The organism is Streptosporangium sp. NPDC050284, assembly GCF_044459525.1.
In the GTDB taxonomy this organism is placed as follows: Bacteria; Actinomycetota; Actinomycetes; order Streptosporangiales; family Streptosporangiaceae; genus Streptosporangium.
Map to the genome: position 1 here is coordinate 22,356 of NZ_JBITIZ010000033.1, position 19,574 is coordinate 41,929.

Here is a 19,574-nt window from a genome sequence, read left to right on the forward strand (position 1 = left end):
GTTACACACATGGCAGGAGGAAAGGGCGGAGTTCGGGCACGTACCGCTTATGTGGGGTTCGCCGCGTTCGGTGCTTTCTGGGGAGTGTGGGGCGCCTCGGTGCCCGCGATCCGCGCCCAGGCCGAGCTCGGCGACGGGCAGTTGGGCACGACGCTGCTGTTCGTGGGGGCGGGAGCGCTGCCCGCGATGCTCGTCACCGGGAGGGCGGTCGACCGCTGGGGGCTTCGGGTGGCCGCGTTCCTGCTGGTGACGCTCGGCGCGGTGGGGACGTTGGTGGCCGTGGCGGGGCGCGACTTCTGGAGCCTGTCGGCGGGGCTGGCGCTGCTCGGGGCCTCCTCGGGAGCGGCCGACGTCGCGATCAACGCGGCGGCGGCCTCGGCGGAGCGGGCGTCGGGCAGGCCGGTCATCACCCGGGCGCACGGCACCTTCTCCGCGATGGTGGTGGTCGGCAGCCTCTCCGCAGGGCTGCTGCTCGGTGGCCTGGGGGCGCCGGTCGTCGTACCGTTCCTGCTGGTCGCGGCGGCCTCGGCCGGTGCGGCACTCGGCGTCGCGGCCGACCGGCGAGCCGCCTCGACCGCCTCGACCGCCTCGACCGCCGAGGGAGCCGAGGGAGCCGAGGGAACCGTCCGGGAGGCGGCGGGGGTCCCCTCCGTTGGCGGGAGTCTCGCCCCGGACACGGTGAGGGCCGCTCCGGTCAACGAGAAAACCGCGCCGGTTCCGGCGGGGGCCGCTTCGGGCGCCGAGGATGCCGTCCCGGACGCGGCGGGGGCCGCCCGGGGGCGGCACGTCGTGCGCCTGTTCCCGTTGCTCGTGGTCGGTGGCCTGGGCGCGCTCGCCTTCGCGGTGGAGAACGCCCACCAGAGCTGGGGCGCGGTCTACCTCGCCGACGTGGCCGGCGCCGGCCCCGCGCTCGCCTCGGCAGGTCCCGCGGTCTTCGCCGCCGTCGTCGCCCTCACCCGCTTCGCCGTCGGCGCGTTCGGCTCCCGGTACGCCACGGTCGTGCTGATCTCCGGCGCGGTGACGGCCGCGGCCGGAACCCTGCTGGTGTCCGGCGCGCGGTCCGTCCCCGTGGTCCTGCTCGGGCTCGCCCTGGCCGCGGCCGGTACGGCGGTGCTCTTCCCCACGCTGATGGGTGTCGTCGCGGCCCAGGTCGGCGAGGCCGCCCGGGGGAGGGCGACATCCGTGGTGGCCACCGTGGCCTACCTCGGCTTCCTCGCCGGTCCTGTCTACGTCGGGCGCTGGGCCGAGGCGACCGGCCTGTCAGGGGCGATGGTGGCCGTCGCCGCCCTCGCCGCCGCCCTCGCGGCCCTGTCCTGGCCCGCACTGCGAACGGCCGTCCACACCGGCTCCCCGTGGGAGCGCGGTGACCTTCACCATGCGGAGAAGATCAGCGGTCGAACCCCATGACGCCCGTCTGACCCCTGCCGATTCGCCTTCGTGGCCTGCGTACGAGGTTTCCCTGGTACCCGAGCGCTCGATGGAAAAGATCGTTTACTGCCGGTCGTCACTTTCGATCTGCCGAACGTCTGCCTTTCGATCTGCCGGGATTTCAAGGCGACCGGATGGCGCTCGGAAGTTCGGCTCCGGTGCTGTCGTGCACCCCATCCCATCCGGCAGTCCGCCCGCCGGAGCCTGGTCGCCCGTTTCCGGATCAGGCTCCGGCGTGACGTCGTCACTGGGCGCCGGCGGCCGGGCGTATCACGATCTCGTTGACGTCGACCTCGGCGGGCCGGCTGATCGCGAAGGCGATGGCGTCCGCGATCGCCTCGGCCGGGATGGCCACCGACCGGTAGGTCCTCATGGCCTCGCGGGCCACCGGGTCCGAGATGGAGTCGGCGAGCTCGGACTCGGTGACGCCGGGGGAGACGACGCTCACCCGGATGTCGCCCGCGGACTCCTGGCGCAGCCCCTCGGAGATCGCGCGCACCGCGAACTTGGTGGCGCAGTACACCGCGGCGGTCGGCGACACCTCGTAGGCGCCGACGGAGGCGATGTTCACGAAGTGCCCGCCGCCCTGCTCCCGCATGACCGGCAGAGCGGCGGCGATGCCGTGCAGTACCCCGCGGACGTTCACGTCGATCATCCGGTCCCACTCGTCGACCTTCAGTTCCGCGAGCGGCGACAGCGGCATCACACCGGCGTTGTTGACCATCACGTCCAGCCGCCCGTACCGCTCCCGCGCGGCGGACACGAAGGCCCGCACGTCAGCGGCGTCGGTGACGTCCAGCCGCCGGAACGAGGCGCTGCCGCCGTCGGTGGTGATCTTCGCCGTCAACTGTTCCAGCCGGTCCGTACGCCGCGCGCCGAGGAGGAGGTGATGGCCGTCGGCGGCCAGGCGGAGCGCGGTCGCCTCGCCGATCCCGCTGCTCGCCCCGGTAACCGCGATGACCTTGGTCGATGCCCTCATGCCCGCTCCTTCTCCCGGTACAGCACGAGGTGCTCGTGGTAGAGCACACCGTCGCGGATGTCACCCGTGGCGGTGAACCCGGTGTCGTCGACGTAGTCCAGATGGCCGCCGGTCACCGTGTACCGGCCGGTGTACGCGCTGCGTCGGCCGCCGCGTGCCTCGTCGTACCGGCCGTCCGCTCGTAGTTCCTGGCGGATGTGGCTGTCCGCGGTCACCCACATGCCGACCACGTCCACCTTCCCGTCATCGACGGTTCTCGTCATGCTCTTCTCCCGTACGTGGTGATCTGTCCTTCGGCACCGAGTCTGGGCCGGGTGCGGACCGCCAACCAGGACGCTCGCCGCCTGGGTGTGCCGCACCCGGGCGGCGAGCGCCCTCGCTGCGGCACACCCGGGCAGGTCCTGGGTGTGACACACCCGGGCAGGCCGCCGTCCGCCCGCCTAGCCTGGGGACATGGCCAACAACGAGCTGGGAGACTTTCTGCGCGCACGCCGTTCGGGCCTGCGGCCGGAAGACGTCGGCATGGTGACCTACGGGGTCCGCAGGGTCGCCGGACTGCGGCGCGAGGAGGTCGCCGTTCTGGCCGGTATGAACGCCGACTACTACACCCGCCTGGAACAGGGGCGTGAACGCCGTCCCTCCCCCCAGGTGCTCGACGCGCTCAGCCGTGCCCTGCACCTGGACGCCGACGCCCGCGCGCACCTGTACCGGCTGGCGGGCGCCGCGCCGGACGAGCGGCCGGGCCGGATCCCGGACACGGTCGGTCCCGCGCTGCGCCAGCTGATGGACGGCTACCCGAACACTCCCGCGTTCGTCATCAACCGCACCCTGGACATCCTCGCCGCCAACGCGCTGGCCGACGCTCTGTTCTCGCCCTTCGAGCCCGCCGACAACCTGGCACGAATGGCCTTCCTCGACCCCGCCGGGCGGCACTTCTACACCCGCTGGAACTGGACCGCCCAGGCCACCGTGGCCAACCTGCGGCAGGCGGCCGGCTTCGACCCCGAGGATCCCCGGCTCCGCGAGCTCGTACGGACCCTGACCGAGCGGAGCGGCGAGTTCGCGGCCCTGTGGAGCGCGCACGACGTGCGGGGCAAGACCCGGGACGCGAAACATCTCATGCACCCGGACGTCGGTCCTCTGGTGCTTACCTATCAGGCCTTCGACGTGCGCGACGCGCCCGGCCAGCAACTGATCATCTACCACGCAGAACCCGGTAGCCCTAGCGCCCAGGCACTCACCCTCCTCGGCAGTATCGGCGCCTCCCGGCGGCAGTCCCTGGGCCGTTCGGCCGACTGACCCGGGACCCCGGCCGGAGAGAGGCCGACTTCGAAAGATGGTGGTTCGTGGCATAAGGTGAATAATTGTCGCGTTCTGCAGGGACGCACGCACTGACCGCTCGGCGGCCGCGAGAGCGGTATCACCCCGGTCGAAGCCCACCACCCCCGGTGGGCTCCCGAGCCGGGCGGAGCCTCCGTCTGGATGTTGGACGGAGATCTGTTGAAGTCGTACCTCGCCGTGCTCAGTACGCCCGGAGCCTGGCGGTTCCTGCTCCCCGCCTTCGCCGCGCGCCTGCCGAACGCGATGCTCCAGCTCGGCGTGCTGCTGCTCGTGCACTGGTCCACCGGCTCCTACGGCGTGGCCGGGGTGGCCGCCGCGGTGGCCGCGGTGGCGCCCGCGTTGGTCGGCCCGCGGACCGGGCGGCTCGCCGACAGGTACGGCCAGGCGAGGGTTCTGGTCCCGCAGGTCGTCGTGCACGCGGTCGCGCTGGGCGCCCTGCTGGTGCTCGCCTCGGCGCACGCCTCCGCGGTCTCGCTGGTGGTCGTCTCGGCGCTGGCCGGGGCCACGATGCCGCAGGTCGGTTCGATGGTCCGCGCCCGCTGGGCGTACGTGCTCGGCAGGTCGGGCAGGCTGGACACGGCCTTCGCCCTCGAATCCATCACCGACGAGTTGACCTTCACCCTCGCTCCGGTGCTGCTCGTGGCGATCTCGACCGGGTTCTCGCCGGTGTGGGCGCTGTCGGGGGCGCTGGTCATGGTCGTGGTGGGAACGCTCGTGTTCGCGGGGGTGCGTGGGGGTGCCCCGGAGCCGATGCCGGTCCGGGTCCGTTCCCGGCACGGGGTGCTGCGGCTGCGCGGGGTGGCCGTGCTCGCGGGGGCCTTCGTCGCCCTCGGCACCGTCTTCGGCAGCCTCCAGGTCGGCGTCACCTCCTACACCGCGGCGCTCGGCCAGGCCGGTGCCGCAGGGCCGGTGTACGCGAGCTTCTCCGGCGCGAGTTTCGTCGGCGGCGTCCTCTACGGCGTGGTCCGCTGGCGGATCGGCGCCCCGGCCAGGCTGGCCGCCGCCCTCGGGCTGCTCTCCGCGGCCACCGTCGCCCTGACGCTCGCCGGATCGATCCCGCCGCTGTACGCCGGAGCCGCCGTGGCCGGGTTCGTCATCGCCCCGGCCGTCATTACCGGCTACACCCTGGTCGAGGGCCTCGTGCCCGCCGAGGTGAGGACCGAGGCGTTCACCTGGCTCAACGGCTCCGTGGGCATGGGCATCGCGGCGGGAGCGGCCGTCGCGGGCCAGCTCGTGGACCGCTTCGGCGCGACGTTCGCCTTCCTCGTCCCCCCGGTCACGACCGGCCTGGCCGCCCTGCTCGTGCTGGTCTTCCTGCGCAGCCTGCGGCCGACGGCCGACCGCTCCCCGGCCCGCGAGCTGGTCTCCGCGGCCTGAACCGGCCGGTGAGGAGGCTTGAGTCTGAGCGAGTACGCGTAGCCGCCTCGGCCGCGCCATCGATCGCACAACCCGAACGCGTCGACTCGCACCCCACCTCCGAAGTGGTTGCAATCTGCTACCGGTTTGGCCTAGCGTTCGCCTACCGATTGCAAATCGCAAGCAGATGCGGGAGGCGAAGAATGGGCGACACCGAGCCGCAGACCGCGGGCGGGAAGGTGCTCTGGCACTTCACGATGTCCCTGGACGGATTCGTGGCGGGACCGAACCACGAGATGGACTGGATGATGACCGGGATCTCGTTCCGTCCTGACCTGGTCGAGGAGTATGTCCAGACCACGGGCGCCGTGCTGGGAGGGCGAGACGGCTGGGACGCCTTCCCGGACGCCGGCAACACATACGGCGGTGCCTGGAAAGGGGCGACCTTCGTGCTCACCCACCACCCCGAGGACGCCGAGCCGGCCGAAGGGGTCACGTTCCTGAGCTGCGACCTGGCCGAGGCGGTCCGGATCGGGCTGGCGGCGGCCGGCGGCAAGAACCTCGAGGTGCTCTCGCCGACCATCGGCCGTCAGCTTCTCGAACTCGGCCTGATCGACGAGATCGACCTGCACATCGCGCCGGTCCTGCTCGGCGAGGGCATCCGGCTGTACGACAACCCCGGCGGTGAGCCGGTACGCCTTCACCGGGTGGGCGAGGGCGACCCCACGTCGGTCGTGAACGTGCGGTACCGGCCCACCGTGACGGCGAAGAAGGCCGCGGCCGAGAGCGTCCCGGGCAACTGAGCGACGCTGGTCGATGCCGGGGGTATGCCGACCGGGCGGGGGGTCAGGCGCCGGCGGCCTGGCGGGCGCGGCGGGCCTCGCGGCGCTCGACGAAGCGGGAGGCGGTGGTCTCCAGCCGGTCGAGGAAGTCGTAGAGCTCCTCGCGGGCCTTCTCACCCTCGGCGCCGAGGCCCTTCATGTTGGCCACGTCCCACTGGCGCAGGACCGGCTGCAGGACGTCGTCGATGTGCAGGCGCAGGTCGTAGATCCCGGCGTTGGCGATGGTCATCGCCTTGCGGGTGAAGCCCTCGATGCCGGTTCCGGGCATCTGGAAGGTGGTGACGACGTCGGTCACGGCGCGCATGGTCTGGTCGGGGGTGAGCTGGAAGGCCGCGTTGAGCAGGTTGCGGTAGAAGAGCATGTGCAGGTTCTCGTCGGCGGCGATCCTGGCGAGCAGCCGCTCGCAGTTCGGGTCCTCGGAGGCCTTGCCGGTGTTGCGGTGCGAGATGCGGGTGGCCAGCTCCTGGAAGGAGACGTACGCCACCGAGGCGAGCACACCCTCGTAGGAGTTGGTGAAGCCCTCGCTCATGTGCACCATCCGGGCACGCTCCAGCGCGACCGGGTCGACCGCGCGGGTGACCGTGAGGTAGTCGCGGATCGCGGTGCCGTGGCGTCCCTCCTCGGCGGTCCAGCGGTGCACCCAGGTGCCCCACGCCGCGTCGCGGCCCAGGGTGGTGGCGATCTCGTGGTGGTAGCTGGGGAGGTTGTCCTCGGTCAGCAGGTTGACGATGAGGGAGATGCGGGCTTCCTCGGGGATCTTGGTGTCGGTCTCGACCCAGGCGTCCCCGTCGTAGAGGCCGTCGTAGTTTCGCCCCTCCGACCAGGGAACGTACTCGTGCGGGAACCACTCCTTGGCCACCTTGTGGTGCCGGTCCAGCTCCCCTGCGACGACAGGCTCAAGTTCGAGCAGCAGCTCGGTCTCACTGAACTCTCGCATCAGGTTTCTCCCTCGAAGACTACGGAACCGTAACCTACGTTAGCGTAGGTAAGGCCGTAATCGGTACGTGCCACATGTCTCGTTTACTCGACCATGAGCGATTCAAGGGAGCCGCTTCGCCGTCAGCCGAGACCGATCGGCTCGCGAGGATGGCGGGTGTCTTCAGGGCCGGGCTGGGCGGGAATCGCCAGGTCCTGCGCCCGTACGGCCGACCGGTGAGCGGGCGCGTCGTCACGGTGCCCCGCCCAGAGGGCGGCCATCAGGATCAGCGCCGTCTGGGAGAGCACCAGCAGGCGTTGCGCCAGGCCGTAGTGGTCGGCGCCCTCGATCAGCTCCGAGACGAGCGAGCCCGGGTGGGCGGCGAGGAACCAGGCGAGGAGCACCGTCGAGAAGATGGAGACCGCCGCCAGGGGGCCGTTCCCCGACCGGCGGCCGAGCATCCACCCCGCGCAGGGCAGCGCGGTGAAGACCACGGCCGCCGACCAGCGATGGATCTCCCCGGCGATCGAGACGACGCCGGGCGCCGCGTCGGTGGGGAACGCGGCGGTGAGCAGGAGTCCCAGCGCCGAGGCGACGAACAGCGCCCGCGCCGCGGCGCCGCGCACCGGCTCCACCCGGGCGAGCAGGTACGCGACCCAGAGACAGCCCATGGCCAGAGCGATCGTGCCGCCCACCATCGCCCAGGCGCTGCCGTCACGCAGCGCGTAGTCGCTGATCAGGCCACCCATCGGGTTCACCGTGTCCGCCGCGACCAGGTGCGCGTAGCCCATCGCCGCCAGGGCGACCAGCGGCCCGGCCACACCCGGCCAGACGGACTGCGAGCGCTCGTTCACCGCCTCACCCCCCGACGGATCGTCTCGGAGTCCGTCACGCGGCCTTCCTGAAATCCGAACGTGGAGTTCCTCGCGGCGTCTCCCCGCGGACCGCCTCCGAGCGCGATCGCCCCGGACCTCATCGCGCCACCTCCTGGTAGATCCTCTCGAACCGGGCGAGGGAGGCCTGGTGGTCGTGGGTCAGCGCGATGGAACGGCTCGCGGCGCCCATCGTGGCCCGCTCCCGGGGTGAGACGAGCAGGGCGGTCAGGTGTCCGGCCAGTTCCCGGACGTCGCCGGGCTGGAACAGGTGACCGTTCTCGCCGGGCCGTACCAGGTGCGGCAGGGCCATCGCGTCCGCGGCGACGACCGGCAGGCCGCTGGCCATCGCCTCCAGCGTGGCGATGCTCTGCAGTTCCGCGACGCCCGGCATGGCGAAGACGTCGCCTGCGGCGTACACCTGGGGCAGCGTCTCGTCGGGCACGAACCCGAGGAAGGACACCCGGTCCCCGACCCCGATCCGGTCGGCGAGCCTGGCGAGCGCGGCCCGCTGCCCTCCGGTGCCCGCCAGCGCGATCTGCGCGTCGACGTTGTCGAGCACGTGCGGCAGGGCGTGGATGAGCTCGTCCAGCCGCTTCTCCTCGTCCAGCCGGCCGACGAACAAGATCGTGTCCCGGTCGGGCAGGCCGAAGGCCCCGCGGGCCCACGCCTTCGGCTCGGGGCGCGGCTGGAACCTCGCCAGGTCGATGCCGCAGGAGATGGGCTCCACCGGCGGGCCGAAACCCTTGGCCGTGAGCAGCCCGGCCGCGATCCGGGTGGGCGTGGTGACGCGGTCGGCCCTGGAGTAGACGCGGTTGAAGTCCCTCCAGGCCAGCGCCCCCGCCCCCTCGCGGAGGCGGCCGGGGATGTGCGCGAACTGGAAGAGGTTGTCCGGCATGAAGTGGTTGGTCGCCACGACGGGGACGCCCGCGCGCCGGGAGGCGGAGATCGCCGCGCGGCCGACGACGAAGTGCGCCTGCACGTGGACGACGTCCGGGGCGATCCTGTCGATCAGCCGGTCCAGCCGGGTCGGCACCGTGACCCGCATGGTCGGGTGGACCAGCACCGGCGCCGAGCGCAGCCTGTGCACGGTCACCCCGTCCAGGTGCTCGGTCCTGGCCGGTCCCTCGTCCGAGGCGCACACCACGTGGACCTCGTTCCCCCGCTCGGCCAGTCCCTGGGCGAGCCGGTGGGCGAAGTAGGCGGCACCGTTCACGTCCGGCGGGTAGGTGTCGGCCCCGATCAGCACCCGGCGGGGCCGGGTGGGCAGGAGGGTGGGGCCCGGTATCGAGGGCTGCAGGGTGGTGGCTGACATGGCCATCAAGGCTCCGTTCGTCGTGCTGTCACGTCATGTGGGGGGACATCGGGGTGGTACGGGCCAGCGCGACGGTTCCGCCTGCGACGAGGGCGGCGGCCACCAGGGCGGTGAGCGCGCTCGCCGCGCCCGTCGGCAGGGGTTCGCCGAGCAGGAGGGCGCCGAAGGCGACGGCGGTGAGGGGGTCGGCCACCTGCAGGGCGGCGAACGCCACGCCGAAGTGGCCGACGGCGTAGGCGCGTTGGAGCAGTACCAGCGCGATCAGGGCGGGCATCGGGACGGCGAGCAGGAACCAGAACTCCCAGTCACCGTCGACCAGGACGCGGGTGAGCGTGGCGGTCGCGCCGTACAGCACGCCCGCTCCCACGGCGAGCAGACAGGCCCGCACGGCGGGGGAGACCCGCCTGGCGAGGGCCCACAGCATCAGGGCGGCGGTGGCCGCCCCCGCGAGCAGGGCCACCGCCTCCCCGGTGCTGAGGTGGGGTTTGCCCGCGTGCTCGGGCACGACCATCACCAGGCCGATCAGCCCGACGGCGATCACCGCGGCCGAGGCCAGCTCGCCGGCCCGTGGCCTGCGGTGTCGCAGGGCCGCGGCGCAGGGCAGGGCGAACAGGAGGCTGGCCACGCCCAGCGGCTGCACCAGCGTGAGCGGGCCGTATTTCAGCGCGACGATGTGCAGGGCCGTGCCGCCCGCGATGGCCAGGCCGCCGATCAGCCACCGGGGTCGCCTGGCGAGACGGCCAAGGCCGGCGTGGGGCGTGCCCGCCGCCTCGAACTGCTGCAGCGCGGCACCGAGTGCGAAGAACAGGGATCCCAGCAACGCCAGGCCGACCGCCAGCACAGTCATGCGCACTCCTCCCAAGCAGATGAAGCCATGGCGAGATGACCGGATCACCTCGTGGAGGCGTCCGTTGAGGGGTTTGTGGTGAACAGTCGAAGCGTCCCGCGAGGGCGGGCAGCGGAGCCATAGGGGTTCTCCCTGACTTCGCAGGGGATTCCCCGGGATTCGCGTCGGGGCCGTCGCCCCGCGGGCCTCTCCTGAGCGGGCTCGACCAGGCGGGGAGCGCCTCCCTCACCGCCGAAGTCGCCGAACCCGAACCCGTCCCCGTCCCCGAACCCGAACCCGTCCCCGTCCCCGTCCCCGAACCCGAACCCGTCCCCGTCCCCGTCCCCGAACCCGAACCCGTCCCCGTCCCCGTCCCCGAGGCCGAACCCGGCCCCGAACCCGAGGCCGACGTCGCCGACGGCGTCCTCGTGTCCGGACGCCTCCGCCTCAGGCGGCCGCGCCGCCGCGCCGCTCACCCGAGGTGAGCGGCGCACTCTCCACGCGCGGCGCGGTACGGCGGTGGCGGAGGTGGCGGACGACCTCGACCACGACGGTGATCGTCAGGGCGATGCCGAGACCGAGGAGCAGACCCTTGATCGGGTCGTTCTCGAAGGCCGCGCCGCCCACGTAGCCGATCAGTCCCGAGTAGATCGCCCAGCTCCCCGCGGCGAGGGCGTCGAAGAGGGCGAACGAGCGCCGGGGATAGGCAACCGCGCCCATCGTCAGGGTGCAGGCGGTCCGGCCGCCGGGGATGTAGCGGGCCACCACGAGGACGAGCCCGCCCCGCTCGGCCAGCGCCCTCTCCGCCCAGGCGAACGCCCGGCGGCTGCGCCTGCCGTTGCGCAGCCGGTCGTTGGTGGTACGCCCGATGGCGTACGAGACGTGGTCGCCCACGAACGCGCCCAGCGCGGCCACCACGATCACCAGGAGCAGGTCGGGCGCCCCGGTGGCGGCGGCGAACACCCCGGCGGTGATGACGGACGTCTCCGCCGGGACCACGGGAAAGAACCCGTCGAGCATCGCCAGCGCGAACAGCGCCAGGTAGATCCAGGGAGATGTCATCACATCGTGCAGGGCGTCGAGGATGGCCTGTGTCACGTCGGGCTCCAGCCGGGGGGTCGCGGATGTCTCACCCAGCAGGCTGACGGCCCACCACCCCCCGGACATCGGGGAGCGCCCCGGGGTTCTTCACCGCACATCCCTGAAGAACACCGGGGTCCGTCTCACCGCCCCTGAGGAACCGCCCCTGAGAAGCCCTCGGGTAGGGGACTCAGTTGAGCTGCCAGATGGCGAAGTTCAGCGAGGCCGCGTACGTCACCCAGAGCAGGTAGGGCACGAGCAGCCAGGCGGCCGGGCGGCTGATCCGCCGGAACATCGCGATGTTGAGCGCGATCGCGAGCCAGAGGACGACGATCTCCGCGAACGCGAGTCCGTACTGCCCGGCGCCGAAGAACAGCGGCGTCCAGGCCATGTTGAGGACCAGCTGGACCGCGTAGACGCCGAGCGCCGGGGTGAGGCCGCCCGCCGACCAGGCGAGCCAGCCGGACAGGGCGATCATGATGTACAGGACCGTCCAGGCCGGGCCGAACAGCCACTGCGGCGGCGCCCACGGCGGCCGTTCCAGCGACAGGTACTCACCACCCGCGTTGACGGCCGCCAGCGAGCCCACCACCGCCACCAGCACGAGCGCGACGACGAATACCGGCAGGCCGGCCCAGCGTTTCGGTTGCTGTGTGATGACCATAGAAACCCCCTGCCCTCTTCTTCGTGGAACTACCCCGCGGTGGTTTCCCCGTACGGGGGAGCGGGGTTCGATCGACATGAGGCGTGAGGCATGGAAAGCGCCTTCCGGGGGGCGTCCCCCGAGCGCACCGGCCGGGCGGGGCAGCGGGGCCACGCGCCGCTCGTGGTGGGGCCCCCGAGCTCACCGGCCGGACCGAGGAGGCGCGATCAGCGCCGGAGCGGTCGCTCCGCCTCCGGTCCGTCCGGCCGGCCCCGTAGATAGGCGAGGACGGCGAGGACGCGGCGGTGGTCGTCCTGCGCGACGGGCAGGTCGAGCTTGGTGAGGATGCCGGCGATGTGCTTGGACACCGCCGCCTCGGTGACCACCAGAGCGCGGGCGATGGCGGCGTTGGAGCGGCCCTCCGCGACCAGGCCGAGGACCTCCCGCTCGCGCGGGGTGAGCCGGGACAGCGGCCCGCGCCGGAGGCTGAGCAGTTGCCGCACCACCTCCGGGTCCACGACCGTGTGTCCCTCGGCGACCCGCTCCACCGCGTCCACGAACTCCCGCACCTCGCCGATCCTGTCCTTCAGCAGGTAGCCGATTCCCGCGCCGCCGTCGGAGTCGAGCAGCTCGGCCGCGTAAGTCTGCTCGACGTACTGGCTGAGCACCAGGACGGCGAGCCCGGGGTGGGAGGCGCGCAGCGCGAGCGCGGCGCGCAGTCCCTCGTCGGTGAAGTCGGGCGGCATGCGCACGTCGACGACGACGATGTCGGGTTCGTGCTCGGACACGGCGGCGATCAGCGCCTCGCCGTCGCCGACCGAGGCGACGACCTCGTGGCCGAACCGGTCGAGGAGCCCGGCGAGCCCTTCGCGGAGCAGTACGCCGTCCTCGGCGAGGACTATCCGGAGACGGGACACGGGATCTCCACACGCAGCGACGTCGGCCCGCCGGGCGGGCTGGACAGGGTCATCACGCCGTCGGTCACGGCGACCCGGTCGGCGAGGCCGATAAGCCCCGACCCGGCCGCCGGGTCGGCGCCTCCCACCCCGTCGTCGCCGATCTCCAGCACCAGCGTGCCGTCGTGGAGCCGGCCGTACACGAAACCGCGCCGGGCCAGGCTGTGCTTGGCGAGGTTGGTGAGCGCCTCCGACACGACGTAGTAGGCGGTCACCTCGATCGGGGACGGCAACCGGCAGGGCAGCGAGACGTCGACGTGGACGGGGACGGGGGAGCGGCCCGCCACATCGCGTACCGCCGCGCCCAGCCCTCGGTCGGTGAGCACCTGGGGATGGACGCCCCGGATCAGCTCGCGCAGCTCGGCGAGGGCGCGTTTGGCCTCCTCGTGCGCCTCGACGATCTGCGCCTCGGCGGGCGATCCCGGCGGAAGGTCGAGCCGGGCGAGGCCGAGCCTCATGCTGAGGGACACCAGTCGTTGCTGGGCGCCGTCGTGCAGGTCGCGCTCGATCCGGCGGCGTTCGGCCTCGAACGCGTCGACGAGCCGGGCGCGAGAGCGGATGATCTCCGTGTGGTCCGGCGCGAGGAGGGCCCGCGCGATCAGGGCCCGGGTGCCCGCCCACGCGGCCATCATGTAGGCGAAGAGCGGGAACAGCAGCAGCCCGGCGACGAACAGCGGCACGCCGTCCAGCGGGTCCATGCTCGGCTGGAACGGCCCCGACATCAACAGCAGCGGCAGCCAGAGCGCCGACGAGACCAGTCCCAGGTCCATCAGCCACATCACGGACACCGCGACGACCGTGAACCCGAGTTCCCGCCAGGTCGCCTGCTCGCGCAGGCGGGTGGTGATCCAGGCCCACGGACCCGGGCGCGGCGGCCTCAGGTGCGGGTCGGGCACGGGCGCGCCGTCCACCAACCGGAGCCGCCATCGTTCGAACGCCGCCGACGGCAGGGTGAGCACGATCACGGCGATCAGCCCGGCCACGCTCGCGATCCCGACGCCGTAGGCGTAGGCCGCGTAGATCATCACGCACGCGGCCACCGCGTGGATCGCGCTGCACAGCAGGTAGGCGAGCGAACGCCAGGGCCACGAGGAGCGGAGGAACACCGACGGCCTGCGGGTCATCGCCGCCAGGGCAGTACGGGCGAACATCCCCCCGACGTTAACCGATCCGGGGGCGCGGGCGCGGTAGTGCCAGGTCTACCCTCACCTCTCGCCCCTGCGCCAATGCGCCGGAACGGCATGGGCGGCTTTGCTGAATGGCATGCATCCGACAGACACTCCGGACGGCCCGGACCGCACGCATCCGACGGAGTCCACCGGCGGACGAGAGCATGGTCACCCGTCAGCCGCCTCGGACGGCCGAGACCGCGCGCACCCGAAGGAGCCCATCGGCGGCAGGGACCGCGCGCACAGGAAAGGGGCCGGTGCCGATCACCGGGAGACCGTGCGGCTGCGGGCGGTGCGCCGGTCGTACGGCACGGCAGACCACCGGGTGAGGGCCCTCGACGGGGTGACGGCGAGCTTCCACGCGGGCACGCTGACGGCGATCATGGGTCCTTCCGGATCCGGCAAGTCCACCCTGCTGCACTGCGCGGCGGGCCTGGACCGGCCGACCGACGGCACGGTCGTGATCGAGGACACCGACCTCGGCTCGCTGAGCGAGAACGGCCTCACCCTGCTGCGCCGCGAGCGGGTGGGGTTCGTCTTCCAGGCGTTCAACCTGGTGTCCGCGCTCACCGCCGAGCAGAACGTCGCGTTGCCGCTGCGTCTGGCCCGCCGCGCGGCCCCGCCCGGCCTGATCCGGGCGGCGCTGGCGGAGGTCGGCCTCGCGGACCGGGCGGGGCACCGGCCAAGCGGTCTGTCCGGCGGCGAGCAGCAGCGTGTGGCCATCGCGCGGGCGCTGATCACCAGGCCCGCCGTGGTGTTCGCCGACGAGCCGACCGGCCAGCTCGACACCAGGGTGTCGCACCAGGTCCTCGGCATGCTGCGCGGGCTCGTCGACGACCACGGACAGACAATGATCATGGTGACGCACGATCCGGTGACGGCCTCCTACGCCGACCGGGTGCTCTTCCTCGCCGACGGGCGCGTGGTGGACGAGTACACCGGAACCGTCACCGCCGAGCTCGTCGCCGCCCGGATGGCCGCACTGGAGGCCGTGCCGTGCTGACCTTCGCGACATTGCGGGAGCGGTGGCACTCCTTCGCCGGGGGGTTCGTCGTGCTGTTCCTCGGCATGACGATGGTGTCGATGAGCGTCCTCGCCCTCACCTCGGCCGGGGCGAGGGTGCCCGACCGGCTGGCGGGGACGCCCGTGTTCGTCTCGGTGCCGACGATCGAGCGGGGCGACGGTAACTTCGCCCCGGATCGTCCCTGGTCGCCGGAGACGGTCGCGTCGCTGCGGGAACGGCTGGGCGCGATCCCCGGGGTGGCGCACGCCATACCGGATCGGATGTTCTACGCACAGCCGGTCATCGACGGCAGGCCGGTGCCGGGTGACCGGGGGTACGCGTGGTCGGCGGCGACGCTGGCGCCGTACACACTGACGGCGGGTGCCGCGCCGAGGGAGGGCGAGGTGGCGCTGGACCGGACGCTGGGGCTCGCGCCGGGGGCGCGGGTACGGGTGCTGACCGCGCACGGGCCGGTGACGTACACGGTGTCCGGCACGGTGAACGGGCCAGGCGTGTACCTGAGCGACACCGAGGCGGCCCGCGTATCGGCGGGGGTGCGCGCGATCGGCCTGGTCACGAAGCCGGGGGCGGACGTCGCCGCGGTCGCCGCGACCGCACGGACGGTGGCCGGCGCGTCCGGCGTGGTGCGCACGGGGGAGGGGCGCGACGTCCTGGAGACGAGGGAACACGAGCGGACCCGCTGGATCGGCCTGCAGGTGCTCACCGGGATGGCCACGCTGTCGGTGTTCGTGTCGATCCTGGTCGTGGGCTCGACGTTCGCGGTGGGGGTGGCGCAGCGGCGCCGCGAGTTCGGCCTGCTGCGCGCCGTCGGCGCGACGCCGCGCCAGGTGCGGAGGATGGTGTACGGCGAGGCGCTGGTGGTCGGCGTGATCGCGACGGCGGCGGGGGTGGCGGCCGGAGCCTCGCTCGCTCCCGTGCTGGGGGACGTGCTGATCACGGCCGGGTTCGAACCACCGGGCTTCGCGGTGCGATCGTCGGCGCCGCCGCTCGCGGGCTCGTTCGCGATGGGAGTGGTCGTCACGCTGGCGGGGGTGTGGTCGGCGTCCGGACGGGCCGCGCGTGTACGTCCGCTGGAGGCGTTGCGCGAGGCCGAGGTGGACGACCGGCCGATGCCGCGCGCGCGGTGGATCGCCGGGGCGGCGTGCTGCGCGCTGGGACTGGCGGCCGCGGTCGACGCGTGGGGTTCTGACGGCTCGGAGGCGTTCGCGCTGTCTGGCCTGGTCGCGGCGATGGGGGTGATCGCGGGGCTCGCGCTGCTCTCTCCCGCGGTCGTGCCGCCGGTGGCGCGGCTGGTGTCGTGGCCGCTCGCCCGAGGCCGGGGCGCGACCGGGACGCTCGTCAGGGAGAACGCGCTGACCGCGGTCCGCCGCACCGCGGCCACGGCCACCCCGGTACTGGTCACGGTGGGCTGCGCGATCCTGATCACGGGAATGGTGCAGACGACGGCCGCGGCGTTCGCCGAGGTGCGCGCCACCACGATCCGGGCGGACGCGGTGATCGTGCCGGACGGCACGCCGGGGCTCACGGACACGGCGGCGTCGGCGTCGGGCGCACGATCGTCCCTGTTCGGCGCTCTGTTCGAACCGGACGGCGGTGTCCTGAGCGCGATCGGCGCCACCCCGGAACTCCTGGAGTCGGCGGGTGACGTCCAGGTGGTGTCCGGCTCGCTCGACGCGCTCAGGGACGCTGACCGGGTGCTCGTGGCGGATTGGCTGGCCGAGGATCGGGGGCTGCGGCCGGGCTCGCCGCTGCCGGTGTCGTTCGAGGACGGCACCTCGGCGTCACCGACGGTGGGGGGCGTGATCCGGGGGGCGGACGCCGACGTCCTGCTGTCCCGCGAACTGTTCAGAAGGCACGACGCGACGACCCTCGCCAAGGAGGCGTACGTCGCCGGTGCCCCGGCGCCGCCAGGTCCGGGGGCACGCGCGGTGGACGTCCGCACCTATTCGGCGGAGGCGGACGCCGAGGAGGACCGGCTGGTGTGGATCGCGACCGTGCTCCTCGTCGTGGTGTCCACGGCCTACGCGGGCGTGGCGATCGTGAACACGATGGTGATGTCGGCGGCCGGGCGCGTCCGCGACCTCGCGGTGCTGCGCCTGTCGGGCGCGACGGGACGGCAGGTGCTCGGGACGGTGGCCGCCGAGTCGGCGCTCGTGGTGCTGCTCGGCGCGGGACTGGGGCTCGTGGTGGCGTTGCCCGCGCTGCTGGGAATGCGAGGCGCCCTCGCCACGGCGATGCACGCGGACGTCCCCCTCGTGGTGCCGTGGCCGCTCATCCTGGGGGTGATCGCCGCCTGCCTGGCCCTCGCCGTCTGCGCCGCCGTACTCGCCGCCCGCCCCGCCGTACGGCTCCAGGCGAGGCGCTGACCGCTCCGGACGCTCCGAACACCGGGGGACCGCGCCGGACGCCCGGACACCGGGTGACCGGCGCGGCGACGGCCGCGCGGGGCGGGAGCCCGAGCGGTCAGGTGGCCGGGACGGGCGGGAGCCGGAGCGCTAGGCGGGCGGGGCGGCGATGGCCGGGGTGGCGACGGGTTCGTAGTGCAGGCGGCTCAGCATCCGGCGGAAGGCGTACAGGGAGAAGGCCACCGCCAGGCCGCTGATCACGGCCACGGCGGTGGTGCGGACCAGCAGGTAGGTGCCGATCGACTCGTGCAGCAGGAGCCAGATGCTCACCGCGGAGTTGGCGAGCAGCACGAAGGCCCACAGCAGGGTGATGCGGGCGAAGAAGCGGCGGACCCGCTCGTGTCTCAGCACCGCGGAGGGCAGATGGATGTAGTCAAGGGTGAGCCTCTGCACCAGCGGGCGGTTGAGGCGCACCGAGGCGAGGAAGACCACGCTGATGCAGATCGTCCCGAGTTCCGGCTGGAGGAAGTAGATCACCGCGCTCCCGGTCCAGAACCCCAGCAGCGCTCGCACGGTGATCGCGATGGTGGCGAGGATCATCGTCCCCGGCACGGGGACCCGCCGGACCAGCCGCCACCCCACCCCCGCGTACACCCAGGCGACCGCCGCGATCAGCGCGCCCTTGAGGCCGAGGAGGGCGAGGGCGGCGTAGAAGACGGCGAGGGGGGCGACGACGCCCTCCAGCAGTCTCGGCGCGGCCTGCCTGGCGAGAGCGGCGAGACGGGGGAGGACGATGGGCTGGTGGCTCATTGACGCTCCACGGGCTGGTGCGGTGGCAGACGCTGGACGCTCACGCCTACCCCGGCGTGACACGAACATGTCAGCAGTCGCAGGGGGTGCTGGAGAGGGCTACCTCCGGTGGTCACCGGGCACTCACCGTACCTGACCTCGGCCCGTGCCTTCGCGAAAACAAGTCAATAACACTGCAATAACGGTTGAGACCGGTGAGGATCATTACGATTCGCCAAAAGGATCACTGTGCCGGTAACGGTTAAGAAACGGTAGCTTTCCCGATCGTGTCCGGTCCGCGACGATGAGAGACATGGCAGTGCTGCGCACGCACGCGTCCCGCCGTTCCACCGAGGGTGTCGAGAATGTGGCCGCCCAGCTCCTCCGCTGGCCGGACCTGGCGCTGAGGCGCACCAGAAAAGGGCTGGGGTTCCAGGCCGGCGGCCGGGAGATCGTCAGGATGTCCGGCGACCATACGGCGGAGCTGCTCCTCACCAAACCCGTGATCGACCGATGGGCGCGGGTGCTCACCGACTGTCGCCGGGTCACCCCCGGAGCCGACGACGGGTGGGTGGCCATGTCCATCGAGGGCCGGGCCGACGCCGAGCTGTTCCTCTCGCTCGTCAGCGTCGCGATCAAGGCGAACCAGGGCTCGCGATAGCCGACCCGGGGCCGCTCCTCTCGCTCGTCGGCGTCGCGACCACGGTGAATCAGGGCTCGTGACAGCCGACCTCGGGTCGCTCCTCTCGCTCGTCGGCGTCGCCATCGCGAACCGGAGTCCGCGATGGCCGACCTCGCACCGAAGTCGACGAACGGCGCGCCCGCGCTCGTCCGCGGCCGGCGCCATCCTCTCCCGGGTTTCCCGGACGGCGTGAGCGGCCGACGTTTTTTGGGCCTTGTGTCAGGGGTCTGTCAAGGCTACGATCACGACAACTCTTAGGAAACTTTCCTAAAAGAAGTGCCGACTGGGGGTGCCCATGGCTCGCGCGTCCCCTCTCGCCGACCCCTAGCTGCGACAACCGACGGCGGCAGCCGTCGCCACCGAAGGTCCGACCGTCCGGACGCCTCACCCCCCAGGTTCCACGTCCATCGGAGCGATCATGCGGCGCACCTTTTCCCCGCCCGTCCTGACTGCGGCTGCAAGCCCTCGCCGAGGCCTGCCCACGCCCGGCGTCACGGCCGCCCCCCTCCTCGCCGTCACGGCCATCGCCACGCCCGCCATCGATACGGGCGTCCCCACGGCGCTCATCGGCGCCGCCGTCGCCCGCCCCGAGGACTCAGGCCGGCGCCCGCGAGCCACGGCCGAACACCGCCGCCCGGGAGCCACGAGCCGGTGACGCTCCGCCGGTCCCGGCGGTCCCCGGCGCCCCGCGCCGATCAACGGAACGGTCTCCGCCCCTCGGGCGAGACCGAGCCCACCCCGCCGTACGGCTCGCGCCACATCCGCGCATCCCCCCTCGCGCGGCGCGGGCCGTACGGTCACCCCACGGAATGCATGAGGTCAACGTGAAACCACACGCCATCGCTCGTTCCCTCGTCGCACTGGCGGCCCTCCTCCTGGCGATGACGGTCGCGCTACCCGCCCAGGCCGCCTCGGTCACCGCCGTCTTCACCAAGACCTCGGACTGGGGTACCGGTTTCGAGGGCAAGTACACGATCACGAATGGTGGTACGACGGCGATCAACGGTTGGT

19 protein-coding genes are annotated in these 19,574 nt (G+C 72.5%); 8 read left to right on the forward strand and 11 right to left on the reverse strand.

What is annotated here, in order from left to right; genetic code table 11:
- Positions 1–9 precede the first annotated feature (9 nt).
- Complete coding sequence (locus ACIBH4_RS38215) at positions 10–1,407, forward strand: MFS transporter (RefSeq protein WP_362769732.1); 1,398 nt, start codon at positions 10–12, stop codon at positions 1,405–1,407.
- A gap of 265 nt (positions 1,408–1,672) precedes the next feature.
- On the opposite strand, the gene ACIBH4_RS38220 is transcribed toward ACIBH4_RS38215, so the two are convergent.
- Positions 1,673–2,407, reverse strand: coding sequence for an SDR family oxidoreductase (locus ACIBH4_RS38220; RefSeq protein WP_362769734.1), 735 nt, complete (start codon positions 2,405–2,407; stop codon positions 1,673–1,675).
- Positions 2,404–2,670, reverse strand: coding sequence for an Atu4866 domain-containing protein (locus ACIBH4_RS38225; protein ID WP_362769736.1), 267 nt, complete (start codon positions 2,668–2,670; stop codon positions 2,404–2,406). Before ACIBH4_RS38225 ends, ACIBH4_RS38220 begins: the two co-directional genes overlap by 4 nt.
- Positions 2,671–2,860: 190 nt before the next feature.
- Between ACIBH4_RS38225 and ACIBH4_RS38230 the strand changes: the two genes are divergently transcribed.
- From ACIBH4_RS38230 to ACIBH4_RS38240, 3 genes are all read left to right on the forward strand, one after another.
- Positions 2,861–3,706: a helix-turn-helix transcriptional regulator gene (locus ACIBH4_RS38230; RefSeq protein ID WP_362769738.1), complete on the forward strand. Its 846-nt coding sequence runs from the start codon at positions 2,861–2,863 to the stop codon at positions 3,704–3,706.
- A 201-nt stretch (positions 3,707–3,907) separates the two neighbouring features.
- Entirely contained in the window at positions 3,908–5,125 is a 1,218-nt protein-coding gene (locus ACIBH4_RS38235; protein ID WP_364237648.1) for an MFS transporter, read from the forward strand.
- Between the two features lie 182 nt (positions 5,126–5,307).
- Complete coding sequence (locus tag ACIBH4_RS38240) at positions 5,308–5,907, forward strand: dihydrofolate reductase family protein (protein WP_362769744.1); 600 nt, start codon at positions 5,308–5,310, stop codon at positions 5,905–5,907.
- Between the two features lie 43 nt (positions 5,908–5,950).
- Here ACIBH4_RS38240 and ACIBH4_RS38245 read toward each other — a convergent pair whose 3' ends face one another.
- The 8 genes from ACIBH4_RS38245 to ACIBH4_RS38280 form a co-directional block, all read right to left on the reverse strand.
- Positions 5,951–6,883 (reverse strand): acyl-ACP desaturase, encoded by a 933-nt coding sequence (locus tag ACIBH4_RS38245; RefSeq protein ID WP_362769746.1) that lies wholly within the window; start codon positions 6,881–6,883, stop codon positions 5,951–5,953.
- Positions 6,884–7,005: 122 nt separating this feature from the next.
- Positions 7,006–7,716, reverse strand: a complete 711-nt coding sequence (locus tag ACIBH4_RS38250) for a DUF998 domain-containing protein (protein ID WP_362769747.1) — start codon at positions 7,714–7,716, stop codon at positions 7,006–7,008.
- Between the two features lie 118 nt (positions 7,717–7,834).
- Positions 7,835–9,055 (reverse strand): glycosyltransferase, encoded by a 1,221-nt coding sequence (locus ACIBH4_RS38255; protein WP_362769749.1) that lies wholly within the window; start codon positions 9,053–9,055, stop codon positions 7,835–7,837.
- A 22-nt stretch (positions 9,056–9,077) separates the two neighbouring features.
- Positions 9,078–9,896 carry a DMT family transporter gene (locus ACIBH4_RS38260; RefSeq protein ID WP_362769751.1) on the reverse strand — a complete coding sequence of 273 codons (819 nt, stop codon included), beginning with the start codon at positions 9,894–9,896 and terminating at the stop codon, positions 9,078–9,080.
- A gap of 426 nt (positions 9,897–10,322) precedes the next feature.
- Positions 10,323–11,042: a DedA family protein gene (locus ACIBH4_RS38265; protein ID WP_362521544.1), complete on the reverse strand. Its 720-nt coding sequence runs from the start codon at positions 11,040–11,042 to the stop codon at positions 10,323–10,325.
- A gap of 103 nt (positions 11,043–11,145) precedes the next feature.
- Positions 11,146–11,619 carry a TspO/MBR family protein gene (locus ACIBH4_RS38270; protein WP_362521541.1) on the reverse strand — a complete coding sequence of 158 codons (474 nt, stop codon included), beginning with the start codon at positions 11,617–11,619 and terminating at the stop codon, positions 11,146–11,148.
- A 206-nt stretch (positions 11,620–11,825) separates the two neighbouring features.
- Positions 11,826–12,515 (reverse strand): response regulator transcription factor, encoded by a 690-nt coding sequence (locus tag ACIBH4_RS38275; protein WP_362769753.1) that lies wholly within the window; start codon positions 12,513–12,515, stop codon positions 11,826–11,828.
- Positions 12,497–13,705, reverse strand: a complete 1,209-nt coding sequence (locus ACIBH4_RS38280) for a sensor domain-containing protein (protein WP_362521535.1) — start codon at positions 13,703–13,705, stop codon at positions 12,497–12,499. The genes ACIBH4_RS38275 and ACIBH4_RS38280 overlap by 19 nt, the downstream gene beginning before the upstream one ends.
- Before the next feature lie 112 nt (positions 13,706–13,817).
- Here ACIBH4_RS38280 and ACIBH4_RS38285 point away from each other — a divergent pair, with 112 nt between their 5' ends.
- Together ACIBH4_RS38285 and ACIBH4_RS38290 are read left to right on the forward strand one after the other, a co-directional pair.
- Positions 13,818–14,726, forward strand: a complete 909-nt coding sequence (locus ACIBH4_RS38285; RefSeq protein WP_362769755.1) for an ABC transporter ATP-binding protein — start codon at positions 13,818–13,820, stop codon at positions 14,724–14,726.
- A complete protein-coding gene (locus tag ACIBH4_RS38290; RefSeq protein ID WP_362521529.1) occupies positions 14,720–17,113 on the forward strand; it encodes an ABC transporter permease in 2,394 nt (797 codons plus the stop codon). Before ACIBH4_RS38285 ends, ACIBH4_RS38290 begins: the two co-directional genes overlap by 7 nt.
- 129 nt (positions 17,114–17,242) lie before the next feature.
- On the opposite strand, the gene ACIBH4_RS38295 is transcribed toward ACIBH4_RS38290, so the two are convergent.
- Positions 17,243–17,902: a VC0807 family protein gene (locus ACIBH4_RS38295; protein WP_362521526.1), complete on the reverse strand. Its 660-nt coding sequence runs from the start codon at positions 17,900–17,902 to the stop codon at positions 17,243–17,245.
- Positions 17,903–18,194: 292 nt separating this feature from the next.
- On the opposite strand from ACIBH4_RS38295, the gene ACIBH4_RS38300 reads away from it, so the two are divergent.
- Both ACIBH4_RS38300 and ACIBH4_RS38305 read left to right on the forward strand, forming a co-directional pair.
- Positions 18,195–18,542: a luciferase family protein gene (locus ACIBH4_RS38300; protein ID WP_362521523.1), complete on the forward strand. Its 348-nt coding sequence runs from the start codon at positions 18,195–18,197 to the stop codon at positions 18,540–18,542.
- 845 nt (positions 18,543–19,387) lie between these two features.
- Positions 19,388–19,574 (forward strand): cellulose binding domain-containing protein (locus ACIBH4_RS38305; RefSeq protein WP_362769757.1); only part of this gene is annotated, 187 nt, incomplete at its 3' end.

What these genes read in the sequence shown, in the direction of transcription:
- ACIBH4_RS38215 (WP_362769732.1), top strand. Translation starts at nt 10, where the DNA reads ATGGCAGGAGGAAAGGGCGGAGTTCGGGCACGTACCGCTTATGTGGGG.
- ACIBH4_RS38220 (WP_362769734.1), bottom strand. Translation starts at nt 2,407, where the DNA reads ATGAGGGCATCGACCAAGGTCATCGCGGTTACCGGGGCGAGCAGCGGG.
- ACIBH4_RS38225 (WP_362769736.1), bottom strand. Translation starts at nt 2,670, where the DNA reads ATGACGAGAACCGTCGATGACGGGAAGGTGGACGTGGTCGGCATGTGG.
- ACIBH4_RS38230 (WP_362769738.1), top strand. Translation starts at nt 2,861, where the DNA reads ATGGCCAACAACGAGCTGGGAGACTTTCTGCGCGCACGCCGTTCGGGC.
- ACIBH4_RS38240 (WP_362769744.1), top strand. Translation starts at nt 5,308, where the DNA reads ATGGGCGACACCGAGCCGCAGACCGCGGGCGGGAAGGTGCTCTGGCAC.
- ACIBH4_RS38245 (WP_362769746.1), bottom strand. Translation starts at nt 6,883, where the DNA reads ATGCGAGAGTTCAGTGAGACCGAGCTGCTGCTCGAACTTGAGCCTGTC.
- ACIBH4_RS38255 (WP_362769749.1), bottom strand. Translation starts at nt 9,055, where the DNA reads ATGGCCATGTCAGCCACCACCCTGCAGCCCTCGATACCGGGCCCCACC.
- ACIBH4_RS38260 (WP_362769751.1), bottom strand. Translation starts at nt 9,896, where the DNA reads ATGACTGTGCTGGCGGTCGGCCTGGCGTTGCTGGGATCCCTGTTCTTC.
- ACIBH4_RS38265 (WP_362521544.1), bottom strand. Translation starts at nt 11,042, where the DNA reads ATGTCCGGGGGGTGGTGGGCCGTCAGCCTGCTGGGTGAGACATCCGCG.
- ACIBH4_RS38270 (WP_362521541.1), bottom strand. Translation starts at nt 11,619, where the DNA reads ATGGTCATCACACAGCAACCGAAACGCTGGGCCGGCCTGCCGGTATTC.
- ACIBH4_RS38280 (WP_362521535.1), bottom strand. Translation starts at nt 13,705, where the DNA reads ATGTTCGCCCGTACTGCCCTGGCGGCGATGACCCGCAGGCCGTCGGTG.
- ACIBH4_RS38285 (WP_362769755.1), top strand. Translation starts at nt 13,818, where the DNA reads ATGCATCCGACAGACACTCCGGACGGCCCGGACCGCACGCATCCGACG.
- ACIBH4_RS38295 (WP_362521526.1), bottom strand. Translation starts at nt 17,902, where the DNA reads ATGAGCCACCAGCCCATCGTCCTCCCCCGTCTCGCCGCTCTCGCCAGG.
- ACIBH4_RS38300 (WP_362521523.1), top strand. Translation starts at nt 18,195, where the DNA reads ATGGCAGTGCTGCGCACGCACGCGTCCCGCCGTTCCACCGAGGGTGTC.